Source organism: Amycolatopsis sulphurea (assembly GCF_002564045.1).
Lineage (GTDB): Bacteria > Actinomycetota > Actinomycetes > Mycobacteriales > Pseudonocardiaceae > Amycolatopsis > Amycolatopsis sulphurea.
On sequence record NZ_PDJK01000001.1, the window covers coordinates 162,362 to 175,169 of the forward strand.

General features: G+C 71.6%; 13 protein-coding genes and 1 pseudogene. 11 read left to right on the forward strand and 3 right to left on the reverse strand.

Annotation, left to right across the window (positions count from 1 at the left end):
• Positions 1-34: 34 nt before the first annotated feature.
• The gene (locus ATK36_RS00810; protein WP_098509383.1) at positions 35-2,128 is read left to right on the forward strand and encodes a primosomal protein N'; all 2,094 of its coding nucleotides are present in this window, start codon (positions 35-37) and stop codon (positions 2,126-2,128) included.
• Between the two features lie 698 nt (positions 2,129-2,826).
• Entirely contained in the window at positions 2,827-3,369 is a 543-nt protein-coding gene (locus ATK36_RS00815; RefSeq protein ID WP_098509384.1) for a GNAT family N-acetyltransferase, read from the forward strand.
• Between the two features lies 1 nt (position 3,370).
• Here ATK36_RS00815 and ATK36_RS00820 read toward each other — a convergent pair whose 3' ends face one another.
• Both ATK36_RS00820 and ATK36_RS00825 read right to left on the reverse strand, forming a co-directional pair.
• Positions 3,371-4,513: a hypothetical protein gene (locus tag ATK36_RS00820; RefSeq protein WP_098509385.1), complete on the reverse strand. Its 1,143-nt coding sequence runs from the start codon at positions 4,511-4,513 to the stop codon at positions 3,371-3,373.
• Positions 4,495-5,562, reverse strand: coding sequence for a helix-turn-helix domain-containing protein (locus ATK36_RS00825; protein WP_098509386.1), 1,068 nt, complete (start codon positions 5,560-5,562; stop codon positions 4,495-4,497). Before ATK36_RS00825 ends, ATK36_RS00820 begins: the two co-directional genes overlap by 19 nt.
• 251 nt (positions 5,563-5,813) lie before the next feature.
• On the opposite strand from ATK36_RS00825, the gene ATK36_RS00830 reads away from it, so the two are divergent.
• The 4 genes from ATK36_RS00830 (at position 5,814) to ATK36_RS00845 (ending at position 7,770) form a co-directional block, all read left to right on the forward strand.
• Positions 5,814-6,452 carry a nucleotidyl cyclase domain-containing protein gene (locus ATK36_RS00830; RefSeq protein ID WP_098509387.1) on the forward strand — a complete coding sequence of 213 codons (639 nt, stop codon included), beginning with the start codon at positions 5,814-5,816 and terminating at the stop codon, positions 6,450-6,452.
• A 19-nt stretch (positions 6,453-6,471) separates the two neighbouring features.
• Positions 6,472-7,134: a Crp/Fnr family transcriptional regulator gene (locus ATK36_RS00835; protein WP_098509388.1), complete on the forward strand. Its 663-nt coding sequence runs from the start codon at positions 6,472-6,474 to the stop codon at positions 7,132-7,134.
• 82 nt (positions 7,135-7,216) lie between these two features.
• Positions 7,217-7,564 carry a hypothetical protein gene (locus tag ATK36_RS00840; protein ID WP_245914129.1) on the forward strand — a complete coding sequence of 116 codons (348 nt, stop codon included), beginning with the start codon at positions 7,217-7,219 and terminating at the stop codon, positions 7,562-7,564.
• Complete coding sequence (locus ATK36_RS00845; protein WP_098509389.1) at positions 7,561-7,770, forward strand: hypothetical protein; 210 nt, start codon at positions 7,561-7,563, stop codon at positions 7,768-7,770. Before ATK36_RS00840 ends, ATK36_RS00845 begins: the two co-directional genes overlap by 4 nt.
• Positions 7,771-7,880: 110 nt before the next feature.
• Here ATK36_RS00845 and ATK36_RS00850 read toward each other — a convergent pair whose 3' ends face one another.
• Positions 7,881-8,336, reverse strand: coding sequence for a GatB/YqeY domain-containing protein (locus tag ATK36_RS00850; RefSeq protein ID WP_098509390.1), 456 nt, complete (start codon positions 8,334-8,336; stop codon positions 7,881-7,883).
• Between the two features lie 158 nt (positions 8,337-8,494).
• Here ATK36_RS00850 and fmt point away from each other — a divergent pair, with 158 nt between their 5' ends.
• From fmt to ATK36_RS00875, 5 genes and pseudogenes are all read left to right on the forward strand, one after another.
• The gene (gene fmt, locus ATK36_RS00855; protein ID WP_098509391.1) at positions 8,495-9,421 is read left to right on the forward strand and encodes a methionyl-tRNA formyltransferase; all 927 of its coding nucleotides are present in this window, start codon (positions 8,495-8,497) and stop codon (positions 9,419-9,421) included.
• Positions 9,418-10,842 carry an RsmB/NOP family class I SAM-dependent RNA methyltransferase gene (locus tag ATK36_RS00860; protein ID WP_098509392.1) on the forward strand — a complete coding sequence of 475 codons (1,425 nt, stop codon included), beginning with the start codon at positions 9,418-9,420 and terminating at the stop codon, positions 10,840-10,842. Before fmt ends, ATK36_RS00860 begins: the two co-directional genes overlap by 4 nt.
• Positions 10,839-10,991, forward strand: a pseudogene (locus ATK36_RS00865) (flavoprotein); the annotation flags it as partial. The gene ATK36_RS00860 and the pseudogene ATK36_RS00865, both read left to right, overlap by 4 nt.
• 411 nt (positions 10,992-11,402) lie before the next feature.
• Entirely contained in the window at positions 11,403-12,086 is a 684-nt protein-coding gene (rpe, locus tag ATK36_RS00870) for a ribulose-phosphate 3-epimerase (RefSeq protein WP_098510232.1), read from the forward strand.
• 72 nt (positions 12,087-12,158) lie between these two features.
• Positions 12,159-12,764 (forward strand): riboflavin synthase, encoded by a 606-nt coding sequence (locus ATK36_RS00875; RefSeq protein WP_098509393.1) that lies wholly within the window; start codon positions 12,159-12,161, stop codon positions 12,762-12,764.
• The last annotated feature ends 44 nt before the right edge of the window (positions 12,765-12,808 follow it).

A 12,808-nucleotide genomic window follows, 5' to 3' on the forward strand; every position in this document is an offset into this window, starting at 1 on the left:
GAGGGTGTCGGGGTGGTCTGGTAAAGATCTCCGGGTGAGCAGCTCCGAATCCGCCCCGCTGTGGGACCTGCCGGAGCCTTCGCGCGCCGTGCCGGAGCCGAAGGCCCGACCGGCGAAGAAGAAGCCTGCCCGGTCCCGGAGAGGCCAGCTGCAGCCCGCGCCGGAGCTGCCGGTCGCGCGGGTCGTCGTCGATCTGCCGCTCGCGCATCTGGATCGGCCGTTCGACTACCAGGTGCCGGAGAAGCTGCACGAGACCGCGGTGCCCGGCTGCCGGGTGCGGGTGCGGTTCGCCGGTCAGCTTGTGGACGGCTACCTGCTCGAACGCACCGACACCACCGAGTACGAGCGGAAGCTGGCGTACCTGGAGCGAGTCACTTCGAGCGAGGCGGTGCTGCCGCCTTCGCTGCATGCGTTGTGCCGTTCGGTGGCCGACCGGTACGGCGGCACGCTGTCGGACGTGCTGCGCCTGGCATTGCCGCCCCGGCACGCGAAGGCTGAGGCCGAACCGCCCGCAGAGGCCGCGCCGGTGCCCTCGCCGCCAGACGGGACGGGCTGGGCGCGGTACGAGCGCGGCGGGGCGTTCCTGGACGCCGTAACCAAGGGCGGCCCGGCCAACGCCGTGTGGCAGGCCTTGCCGGGTGAGGACTGGCCTCGTCGGCTCGCCGAAGCCGCGGCCGCCGCGGCGGCGCAGGGCCGGGGCGCGGTACTGGTCGTACCGGACCACCGCGACCTTGCACGCGTCCACGAAGCGTGCGCGAATCTGTTGGGGGACAACGGAGTCGTCGCGTTGATCGCCGGGCTGGGGCCAGCCGAGCGGTACCGGCGCTGGCTCGCCGTGCTGCGGGGCGCGGTGCGCGTGGTGGTCGGTACGCGCGCGGCGATGTTCGCCCCGGTCGCCGATCCCGGTCTGTTCGTGGTCTGGGACGACGGCGACGATCTGCACCTTGACCCGCACGCGCCGTACCCGCATGTGCGAGACGTGCTGATGGATCGGGCGCACGCCACCGGATCCGCTTTGCTGGTCGGGGGATTCGCGCGGACCGCCGAGGCGCAGCTGCTCGTCGAGTCGGGCTGGGCGCAGGCGGTGCCGGCCGGCCGCACCGCGCTGCGGGCCGCGGCGCCGCGGGTCACGCCGGTGGGGGAAGACTTCGACGTCGCCCGGGACGAGGCTGCGCGGGTCGCCCGGCTGCCTGCGGTCGCCTTCGAGGCGGCCAGACAGGCGTTCGCCGCTGGGCTGCCGACGCTGGTGCAGGTGCCGCGGCGAGGGTACGTACCCGGGTTGGCCTGCGGACAGTGTCGGACACCCGCGCACTGCCGCCGGTGCGCCGGCCCGCTCGGGTTGCCGGGCGGTTCGGCGGACGGGGCGCCGCGGCCGCCCGCGTGCCGGTGGTGCGGCGTGCCGGAGACGGCGTTCCGTTGCCCGGCTTGTGGTTCGGTCCGGCTGCGGGCCGTGGTCGTCGGGGCGAAGCGGACTGCGGAGGAGATGGGCCGCGCGTTCCCCGGCGTACCGGTACGGACCTCCGGGGCCGCCGAGGTGCTGGCGACCGTGCCCGGCCGTCCGGCGCTGGTGGTCTGCACTCCGGGCGCGGAGCCGGTCGCCGAAGGGGGGTACGGGGCCGCGTTGCTGCTCGACGGCTGGGCGCTGCTGGGCAGGCAGGATCTGCGCGCGGCGGAGGAGACACTGCGCCGGTGGATGGCTGCGGCCGCGCTGGTCCGCCCCGCCCTCTCCGGCGGCCGGGTCGTGGTCGGCGCCGAGGCGGGCCTGCCGGTGGTGCAGGCGCTGGTGCGCTGGGATCCGGCCTGGCACGCCGGGCAGGAGCTGGAGCAGCGCCGCGAACTGGGCTTCCCCCCGGCGATGCGGATGGCGAGTGTGGAGGGCAGTCCGTCCGCGGTGGGTGCGGTGCTGGATGACCTGTCGTTGCCCGGCACCGGTGAGGTTCTCGGACCGGTTCCGCTCGGCGAGGAGGACGAGGACGGCAACGCTGTCCGGGAGCGTGCGTTGATCCGGGTCGCGCGTCCGGAGGGGCGTGCGCTGGCCGTGGCGGTGCACGAGGCGGCTGCTCGCCGGGATGCGCGGAAGGCTGCCGAGCCGATCCGGATTCAGGTGGATCCGCTGGATTTGATCTGATGTCGCGGAATCCTCCGGTGGTTGCGTACCGCTGGCGGCTGAGTCGGTTTGTGGCTGGGTTGCTGGATGATTGCCGTTGTCCGGCACCAGTTAGGGGTTTTTCGGTGTGGAGTATGAGGGTGGCGATGGTGTCCGGGAGCGTGCAGTGATTCGGGTCGTGCTGGGACGGCTGCGGAGTTGCTCCGGATTCGGCTGGATCTGCTGGAGGTGATCTGATGTCGCGGAACCCTCCGGCGGTTGCGTACCGGTGGCGGCTGAGTCGGTTTGTGGCTGGGTTCCTGGATGATGCCGTTGTCCGGCACCGGTGTTCGGTGTGGAGGTGTGGAGGTGCGGGTGGCGATGGTGTCCGGGCGTGTGCTGATCCGGATCGCGCTCGGAAAGCCGTCGAGCCGATCCGGATTCGGCTGGACCCGCTGGATGTGATCCGGCTTCAGGGAATCCCTCGAAGCCGGACGAGGGCATGACCCGGTTTCCTGCCGCGGCACCGACGCGTTCCAGCGAAGCCGCCCGGCGATCGACCGGCTGCGGACCGCTATCGGCACACCCTCTCTGGCGATCGCGCGATCCCGGGTGACGAGTGTCCGAAGTAGCCACCCCACGGTGGGTTTGCGTGACAAGTGCCGGAAAAGAGCCACCCGGACGGGTCAGGCCTGTCCCCCGGTGGGGGGCCGTCGACGTGGGTCCTACGCTGATGCACGATGCCGAAGACCGATCTGCGTGCCCGCGGGAGTCGACCCGGCGAGCGGGCGTCCGCCACTGCGATTCGTCCCGCCGGGTGGGCCGATATTCCGGCGCTGGCCGTCGTCCTCGGCGCGGCGGAGGAGTACTTCACCGGCCGGGTCGCGCGGCAGGAGGAGGGGCTCGGGATCCTGCTCACCGCGTGGTCGGCGGATCTGCCGGTCGGGAATCTGTACGTCTGGCTGGAAGCCGCCGAAGAGCCGCCGATCCGGCTGTTCCTGCCCGGAGTCCCGCTGCTGATGCACGCGGAAGTCCTTCCCGCGCACCGGAATCGCGGGATCGGGCGGGCGCTCATCCAGGCCGCCGAGGACCGGCTGGCGGGCCTCGGGTACGCGCGCTGCGCGCTGGCGGTGCGCACGGACAACGGCGAAGCAGCGCGGCTTTACCACCGGCTCGGCTACCGGGACTGGGGACACGGCACGGTCGCCTGCCGCGCGGAGAACCTCCTCCCGGACGGCAGCTTCGAGATCGAGACCTGCCACGTGCTGGTGAAGCCGCTCTGACTCAGCTTCGCCGTACCAGCCGGTCGATGCCCAGGGTGTGGAACGCTTCGTCGGCGTCGCGGTCCGCGTGCCGCTCGCGCAGCTCGGCGACATGGGCCTGCCAGGTGGCCCGATCCGTGTGCCACGCCTGCAGGAACCGGGTGCACAACGCGGCTGTGACCTTCTCCTCGTTGCGGCGCAACGCGCTACGCAGCGATTCGATCATGCCGGGCCGTTTGGCGAGGTCGAGCCGCGCCGCCGCATGTACCTGCCGCAGCGCGGTACGGATGAATTCCCGGCGGCTCTCCAGGAATCCCGCCCAGTACTCCTCTGTCGCGTCCGCCGGGCGCAGGCCCCGGTCGAGGAGGCCGTACAGCCCCTCGGCGAGCGTGTCGCCCAGCTCCTCGGACTCGGCCCGCCCGGGTTCGTACGGGTCGTACACCGACTGGTGCGCGCTGCCGATCAGCGCGGTCGGCCGTAGCCCGGCGTCGTCGAGCAGGAAGAACCAGTCTTCGTTGTAGACGTCCGGGAAGAACGAGCTGAAACAGCGGCGTCCCACGACCAGCGCCCCGCCGCCGACGAAGGTGTCCTGCTGCCCGCCGGACTCGCGGTAGGCGTGGTAGACGACGGAGTTGTCCGGCATGCCGGCATTCGCGAGGCCGACGGCGGCGTAGCGGTCCAGCAGGCCGGCCGCCTCGCGCAGGTCGGCGGGCCGCGGCAGGCGGATGTCGTCGTCGAGAAACGCCACCCTGGCCCAGCCGGACAGGTCGGCGACGAGCAAGCCCAGGTTGCGCTTGAAACTCGTGTCGGGGTGGTGGAGCAGGTCCTGCGCGGCGAGCAGCCGGGTGGTGGCGAACTCCGGCACCACGCCCGCCGGGACGTGCCCGGTGTCGATCGCGAATGCCCGTACCCCGGCCTCCGTCGCGGCCCGGACGGCCTTCGCCGCGTCGCCGTTGTGACTGCACAGCAGGAGCAGGGTGGCGTCGGTCTCCCGGGCGGCGGCGCAGGCGTGTACGAGGTCCGAGCGGCCGTTGGGTACGACGATGGCATCCAGATCGGCTTCGGGGACGGTTCCGGCTTCGACTTCGGCCAGCAGGCGTCGGCGGGTGCCGCGGTCCTCCCGCGGGCTGCCGGCCGTGGTCACGGTCAGTTCGTCTCCGGCCATTCGTGCAGCCGGTGGGCCGCCAGCGTCCAGTCGGGGGTGAGCCCCTGGTTGTTGAAGATCGGCACCCGGCTGAGGATGCTGAAGGACGGTACCCCCGCGAATCGCCGGTCCAGGTGCTCCTGGTTGCGGTCGCGGAAACGCGGATCGGTCAGCGCTCGCACGGCGCCCAGCGTACCCCGGCCGTACATGCCATTGCACACTGTCACGGTGCGTTTGCGGTTGAGCGGGTTCGGCCCGCGGTAGAACAGCGCGATGTCCTCGACCACGGCGCCGTCCGGGGACACCTGAGTGTTGAAGTGCTCGATGGCGCCGTCCGGCCGCGTCACCACGAAGCCGCCGAAGCCGTCGTCGTCCCCGTCGCCGCGGCCGACCTGGCGTACCGGCGCGTCGATCAGCGCGAGCAGCTCCTTGGTCTGCGGGTTCCAGTCCACCCCGCCGAGCAGCACGAGGTGCGCGGTGTACTCCTTGGGACGCAGGGGGACCCGCTGGTTCGCGGTGCGGAACGAGACGTTGTTGGTGGGGTTGCAGGCGCGGATGTGTCCGTACAGCTCGATCAGCGCGTCGGGATCGGCGTAGCTGAACAGCTGGGCGTAGTCGGGGCTGGCCGGATCGGCGTACTCGATCCGCCGGTTCTCGGGCAGCTGCGACACCACGAGTACGACGTCCTCTTTCGCCGGGAACCGCCAGAGGTTGCCCGGGGCGAACTCCGCGACGGGGCTGCCGGGCTCGTCGGTGCTCCCGCGCAGCCCGGCCAGCTCCGTACGCAGCTGCTCGCGGCGGCGGCGTTCCTCCTCCGTCAGCTCCGCGACCGGCAGCAGCCGGTCCTCAGGTCCCTCGATCGACCGCCGGGTGGCGAAGAAGGTGGCGTACGCGTCGAGCCGGAAGGTGGGCGGGCTGACCGGGGTGGCGGTGTTCTCCCACGACGACAGCAGCCCGTTGCTCACCCCGAACACGTCGGCGAGCCGGCGCTGCGTGATCACGACGCCCGGCCAGCTCTCCTTTCGCAGCGCGCGGAGGCGGCCGGCGAGGGCGGGACTCGGCTGGGACACTGTTCAGGCCCTTCAGTGAAGTTCACTAAACTGTGAGTGACAGTGATTGTACAGGGTTTTTCGGGCTCGGCTGGGGTGTGTGCCGCGTGCCGACAGGGTGATTTCAGGGGTTGTTTAGTTCAGGTGGCCCAGGGGAAGTTTTAGGCGGGACTTAAGCCGGTGGCTCTGTTCAGCGTCGACCGGAGCCTTTATAGTTTGTCTTGTGAAAGTCTACTAGATTTCAGTAGCCACCTGAACAGAGGGGGTGGGCCGTGGACACCGCAGTGCTGCACGTACCGCTGCACCGGGCGATCCTGGTGGTCGACATCGAGGGCTCGACCACCCGGACCAACCCGGCCCGGGCACAGCTGCGCGCGATCCTGTTCGACCTGCTCGACGAGGCATTCCGGGCGGGCGGGATCACCGAGGGGTTCCGCGACCCCTTCGTGGACCGCGGCGACGGGGCGCTCTGCCTGGTCCGGCCGGTCGACGAGGCACCGAAGACGGTGCTGCTCGCGGGGGTGGTGCCCGCGCTGGCCGAACTGCTGGCGCGGCACAACGCGGACCGGCCGGAGGCGGCCTTCCGGCTCCGGGTGGCGATGCACGCCGGCGAGGTCCACTACGACGGGCACGGGCCGTACGGCGAGGATGTCGACCTCGCCTGCCGGCTGCTCGACGCGCCCGAGCTGCGCAAGCGATTGCGCAACACCGCGGGGCCGCTCGCGCTGGCCGTTTCGGAAGCCATCCACTGGTCGGTCGTGCGGCACGGGTACGCCGGTATCGATCGCACCGCGTTCACGCACGCCTTCCACGTGCGAGTGGGCGGTAAGCGGATGCGGGGCTGGCTGCGGACCGCGGAAGGGACCGGGGCCACTGGGCCGGGCCGGCGCCGGGCGGGGCTCACCGCGTGACGAACCCGGGAGGCGACCCGTGGAGACGACCGGATTCTGGCCTGCGCTCGGCGCCGCCGAGCAGGGCAAGGTGGCCGAGCTGGCGATCCGTCGCGCGTACCGCCGGGGCGACGTGGTCTGCCGGGAGGGCGACCGGTCCGCGATCGTGCTGCTGCTGTTGTCCGGGCACGTCCGGATCAGCAACACGACCTCCGACGGCCGCGAGGTTCTGATCGCCGTACGCGGTGCGGGGGACGTGGTCGGGGAACTGGGGGCGATTGACGGCGGGCCGCGTTCGGCGACCGTGGCCGCGCTGGACGAGCTGGACGCGCTCGTCGTGCCGGCTGCGCGATTCGCCGCGCTGTGCCGCCGCGAACCGGCGATCTCCTGGGCGTTGCTGCTGGTCCTGGCCGACCGGATGCGGGACATCGGGCGGCAGCGGCTCGATGTCGGCGGCGGCACGATCACCCGGCGCGTCGCCGCGCAGCTGATGCAGCTGGCCGTTCAGCATGGGGTACGCCGGGGTGAGGATCTCGTCGTCGCGATCCCCGGTACGCAGGCGGAACTCGCTGCCACGGCGGCGGTTTCGCGTGAATCCTGGGCACGGGTGACCCGGGAGCTGCGTGGCCGCGGGGTGCTCAGCACGGCGCGTGGCCGGATCGTGATCCACCGGCTCGCCGAATTGGGCAGGCTCGCCCGCTGAGTTTCGGTGAACGTGTCTGCTGACACAGATTTCTTTGCCGCACAGGGGAATCCTGAGAGTACACACTCTGAGGGAGGCAGCCATGGACCCGTTTCTTCCCGCCCCGCAGCCGATTCGCTGGCGACGCGGGGTCTACGCGGCGGCGCTGGTGATCCTGTGCACCGTCGCGGACCTGTGGGCGCTGCTCGTGCTGGTGCGGCTCGCCCCGCCGGACGGCCTTGTCGGGCAAGCGATTCTGGTGCTCGGCGTCGGCTCGGTGATCTCGCTCGGGCTCGGCTGGCGCTGGGCCTTGCGGCTCGGTTCGGAGCGCAGGCACGCACTGGAGATCCGCCGCGAGGTCGAGGCCTGGCGCGCGGCCGACCGTGAGTACGCGGCCGATCGTGAATATCCGGCCGTCGAGCGCGTGTTCGCCCAGCGGGGCCGTCGATGAGCACCCTGGCCGCCGCCGGTGCCGACTCGTCGGCGGGCATCCTCGTGCTGGTCATCGTGGCGTTCGTCGTGCTGATCCGGGTCGCCTTGCGGCTGGTCGGATTCGTCACGAAGCTGGCCGCGGCGACGGCCTCGCTCGCCGTCGTCGCGATGGCGGTCGGGGGACTCGGCGGGCTCGCCACCCTGACCGTGGCCGCGCTGCGGTAATCGCGGCGAAAGGTAAGCAGCGCAACGATTTCCGGAGTACCCGGGAACCCGGTCCCGCACGCGGCGGGAACCGGGTCTTTTCGTTTCGGGCCGGTTCCGTGTCGTTGGCCTCAGCCGGCCAGCTGCCTGCGCACCTCGGCCGCCACGCGCGCGCCCTCCGCACGGCCCGCGATCTTCGGCTGCACCGCCTTCATCACCGCACCCATCCCCGCCATCCCGGACGCCCCGGTCTCCGCCACCGCGGCCGTCACGAGCGACTGCAGCTCTTCGTCGCTCAGCTGCGCCGGCAGGTACGCGGTCAGGACCTCCGCTTCGGCACGCTCGTGTTCAGCCGACTCCGCGCGGCCGGCCTTCTCGAACGCTTCGGCGGCTTCGCGGCGCTTCTTCACTTCGCGAGTGATGATCTTCACCACGTCGTCGTCGGACAGCGTGCGGGCAGTCTTGCCGGCGGTCTCCTCGTAGCCGATCGCGGCGAGGGTCAGGCGGAGCGTCGCCGAACGCAGCTGGTCACGGGCCTTGATCGCGGTCGTCAGGTCGGCGTGCAGGGTCTCCTTGAGCGTGGTCATGCCCCGATCCTGGCACCCGCTCGTCCCGGCCGCGCCGCGCCTGGCCGGTCCGGCGGCCGACCGCCACCCTCACCCGTGCGGTCCGCGCCGTGCTCCCTAGACTCATGCCTGATGTCCGACCAGCATGAATTCCCCCTTTTCCCGCCGGAGGTGCGGTGATGCGGCTTGTCTTCGCCGGCACCCCCGATCCCGCGGTGCCCGCCCTGCGCGCTCTGCTCGACTCGTCCCGGCACGAGGTCGTCGCGGTCGTCACGCGCCCGGATGCCCAGGCCGGGCGTGGCCGCAAGGTGCTGCGCTCGCCCGTCGGCGCGCTCGCCGGCGAGCACGGTATCGAGGTGCTCACCCCGGCCAAGGCGGGTGACCCGGCCTTTCTCGCGCGGCTGCGCGAGCTGGCCCCGGACGTGTGCCCGGTGGTCGCCTACGGGGCGCTGCTGCCCCAGTCCGCGCTCGACATTCCCGCGCACGGCTGGGTGAACCTGCACTTCTCGCTGCTGCCCGCGTGGCGCGGTGCGGCGCCGGTGCAGTCCGCGATCCGCGCGGGCGACGAGATCACCGGCGCGTCCACCTTCCGGATCGTGAAGGAACTCGACGCCGGGCCGGTGTTCGGCGTCGTCACCGAGGCGATCGGCCCGGTCGACACGGCGGGCGCGCTGCTGGAGCGGCTCTCGCACTCCGGTGCGGACCTGCTGCGGTCCACCGTGGACGGGATCGAGGACGGGACCCTGCAAGCGGTCGCCCAGCCCGGCGAAGGCGTCAGCTACGCGCCTAAGGTGTCCGTGGAGGACGCGCGGGTATCCTTCGCCGATCCGGCGGCGGCCGTCGATCGGCAGATCCGTGCGGTGACGCCGGATCCCGGCGCGTGGGCGGAATTCCGCGGCGAACGGGTCAAACTGGGACCGGTCACCGTGCTCGACGAGCCCGGCCCGCCGCCCGGCGAGCTGGTCGTGGAGCGCAAGCGCGTCCTGGCCGGCACGGCGACGAAACCGGTGCGGCTGGGCGAAGTCCAGGCAGCGGGCAAGAAACGGATGGCGGCCACCGACTGGGCGCGCGGAACGCGGATCGAAGAAGGAGAGCGCCTGCGGTGAACGAACGTGGACAGCGGAGGCCGGACCGGCCGCAGCGGAGCCGCCCGGCGCCGCGCAAATCGGGACCGCGTCGTCCGCCGGAGATCGACCCGGCCCGGCAGGTCGCGTTCGACGTACTGCGCGCAGTACGGGAGAAGGACGCGTACGCCAACCTGGTGCTGCCGCAGCTGCTGCGCGAACGCCGGTTGAACGGCCGTGACGCGGCGTTGGCGACGGAGCTGACGTACGGCACTTCGCGGGCGCAGGGGTTGCTCGACGCGGTGATCGCGGCCTGCGCCGACCGTCGGATCGAGAAGACCGATCCGGTGGTGCTCGACGCGCTGCGGCTGGGCGTGTACCAGCTGCTGCGTACCCGGATCCCGGAGCACGCCGCCGTGGGGTCCACTGTGGACCTCGTACGGGCGGAAGCCGGTTCGTGGGCAACGGGATTCACCAACGCGATCCTGCGCACCGTGTCCGGGAAGGACGAGGCGCAGTGGCTCGACGAGCTGGCGCCGGACGAGTCCGCCGACCCGATCGGTGCGTACGCGCTGCGCACCGCGCACCCCCGCTGGGTGGCCCGGTCGTTCGCGGAAGCGCTGGGGGACAAGGGTGCGGAGCTGAAGGCCGCGCTCGAAGCCGACGACGAACGGCCCGAGGTGCACCTGGTCGCCCGGCCCGGCGAGATCAGCGCCGACGAGCTGGCCGCGATCACCGGGGGCGACCTGGCGCCGTACTCGCCGTACGGCGTGCGGCTGCCCGCGGGCGCGGGTGACCCCGCGGACGCCGAGCCGATCCGGGAACGGCTGGCCGCGGTCCAGGACGAAGGCAGCCAGCTGTGCGCTGTCGCGGCCACGAAGGCGCCCCTTGAAGGTTCCGACGAGCGGTGGCTCGACCTGTGCGCGGGGCCCGGTGGTAAGGCCGCGCTGATGGGTGCGCTCGCGAAGATCAGCGGCGCGCACGTCGACGCTCTCGAGAAGGCGCCGCACCGCGCGCGGCTGGTCGAGAACGCCACCGTGGGCCTGCCGGTCACCGTCCACATCGGCGACGGCCGGGAGTCCGAACTCGAACCCGGTTACGACCGGATTCTCGTCGACGCTCCGTGCAGCGGCCTCGGCGCGCTGCGGCGCCGTCCCGAAGCGCGCTGGCGACGCAAGCCGTCGGACGTCGCGGACCTCACGAAGCTGCAGGGCGAACTGCTCGTGGCCGCGCTGGATCTGCTCCGGCCGGGCGGCGTCGTCACGTACGTCGTGTGCTCGCCGCACCTGGCCGAGACCGAGGGCGTGGTGGGGGAGACGGCCCGTCGTACGAAGTCCGAGGTGCTCGACGCGCGGGCGTTCTTCCCCGACGTGCCACAGCTCGGCGAAGGGCCGTACGTGCAGCTGTGGCCGCATCGGCACGGTACGGACGCAATGTTCTGCGCAGTCCTGCGCAAGCCGTGACGGATCTGGGGCTGGTCGCCAGCTCGTGCGGTGGGCTCGATACCCGCTTCACCGCCGAGCTGGCCCGTCCCGCGTTCGTGCGCGGCTGGCGGCTCGCGATCACCCTCACGCCCACCGCCGGGCGCTGGCTGGAGACCGCGGGCGGCCTGTGAGGGGACCTGCGCAGACTGCGGAGGTCCGTGAAGGGCCCCTTCACGGACTCTGAGTCTGTGAAGGGCCCCTTCACGGACCCGGGACAGGTCTGGCGCACACCACGAGGTGGTCGCGCGTCTCGAGCACCGCTTCGCCTGCTGCCGGTCGTGATCGATCGAGATGGCAGGCGCCGTCGATGATGACGCGGACGCCACGGCTCTCTCCGCTGATCACGGGTCCTCGACCAACTTTGCCGGGACCATGGCTCTCCTCAGTGCTCTTCGTCCGGAAGGTCCGGTGGTCACTCATTGGTTCCGGCGCAGCTGTTGTGCGTGGATCCTCCGGATGAGCGGCAAGAGACCGAAAAGCGAACTTCCGCCCGCTCGGCCGGTGAACGGCCGTCAGCCGGGGACTCCTACACTCGGGCCGTGGCTCACCCCCTCATCGCACCCAGCATCCTGTCCGCGGACTTCGCCCGGCTCGGCGAGGAAATCGCGGCCGTGGCCACTCCCGGCCCGACCCGGGCCGACTGGGTGCACGTGGACGTGATGGACGCGCACTTCGTGCCCAACCTGACGCTCGGCCTGCCGGTGGTGCAGTCCCTGCTGAAGTCCACCGACGTGCCGGTCGACTGTCACCTGATGATCGACGACCCGGATCGCTGGGCGATCGGCTACGCCGAAGCCGGTGCGTACAACGTGACTGTGCACGTCGAAGCCGCGAAGGACCCGGTGAAGCTGGCGAAGGACCTGCGCGCCGCGGGCGCGAAGGCGGGCCTGTCGATCAAGCCGGGTACGCCGCTCGAAGCGCACCTGGACACCCTCAAGCACTACGACACGCTGCTGGTGATGTCGGTCGAACCGGGCTTCGGCGGGCAGTCGTTCATCCCGGACGTACTGGAGAAGGTGCGTACCGCTCGCCGTCTCGTGGACACGGGGCACCTCAAGCTGATCGTCGAGATCGACGGCGGGATCAACGCCGACACCATCGAGCAGGCCGCCGAAGCCGGCGTCGACTGCTTCGTGGCCGGCTCCGCCGTGTACGGCGCGGACGACCCGGGCCGCGCTGTCGCCGCCCTGCGCGAGCAGGCCGCGCGCCACCGCGTGGGCTGAGCGCGACCCTAGGGCCGGGCGGGTGTTGGATGGAGGGACCACCGGGACGGTGGGCCGGTGAGGGAGGCAGCAGTGTTCACGGGAATTGTCGAAGAGGTCGGCGAGGTCACCGCGGTCGAGCAGCTGGACGGTGCGGCCCGGCTGACCGTACGCGGCCCGCTGGTCACCTCGGACGCCGCGCACGGCGACTCGATCGCGGTGAGCGGGGTGTGCCTGACCGTCGTCACGGCCTCCGGCGGCGAGTTCACCGTGGATGTGGTGAACGAGACACTGCGTCGTTCCAGCCTCTCGAAGGTGGCCGTGGGCGACACGGTCAACCTCGAACGCGCGACGCCGGCCGGCGGACGGCTCGGCGGGCACATCATGCAGGGGCACGTGGACGGTACCGGCGTGTTCCTCTCCCGGGACGAGCAGGGCTTGACCACGTTCGAGCTGCCCGCGGCCCTTTCCCGGTACGTCGTGGAGAAGGGCTCGATAGCGGTGGACGGGGTGTCGCTCACCGTGGCGAGCGTGTCCGCGGACCGGTTCTCGGTGGCGCTCATCCCGACCACGCTGGAGGTCACCACGCTCGGCCGCCGCGAGAGCGGGGACCCGGTGAACCTGGAAGTCGACGTCGTCGCCAAGTACGTGGAGAAGCTCACTACCCCATACGTGGGTGTGAGCGCGCACAATGAGTGACGTCGACCCCAGAGCAGGTGAGGAGCATTCGTGAGCGAGACGAA

Excerpts from the sequence above, each read along its gene's own strand:
- ATK36_RS00815 (WP_098509384.1), top strand. The coding sequence starts at position 2,827 with ATGCCGAAGACCGATCTGCGTGCCCGCGGGAGTCGACCCGGCGAGCGG.
- ATK36_RS00820 (WP_098509385.1), bottom strand. The coding sequence starts at position 4,513 with ATGGCCGGAGACGAACTGACCGTGACCACGGCCGGCAGCCCGCGGGAG.
- ATK36_RS00840 (WP_245914129.1), top strand. The coding sequence starts at position 7,217 with ATGGACCCGTTTCTTCCCGCCCCGCAGCCGATTCGCTGGCGACGCGGG.
- ATK36_RS00845 (WP_098509389.1), top strand. The coding sequence starts at position 7,561 with ATGAGCACCCTGGCCGCCGCCGGTGCCGACTCGTCGGCGGGCATCCTC.
- ATK36_RS00850 (WP_098509390.1), bottom strand. The coding sequence starts at position 8,336 with ATGACCACGCTCAAGGAGACCCTGCACGCCGACCTGACGACCGCGATC.
- fmt (WP_098509391.1), top strand. The coding sequence starts at position 8,495 with ATGCGGCTTGTCTTCGCCGGCACCCCCGATCCCGCGGTGCCCGCCCTG.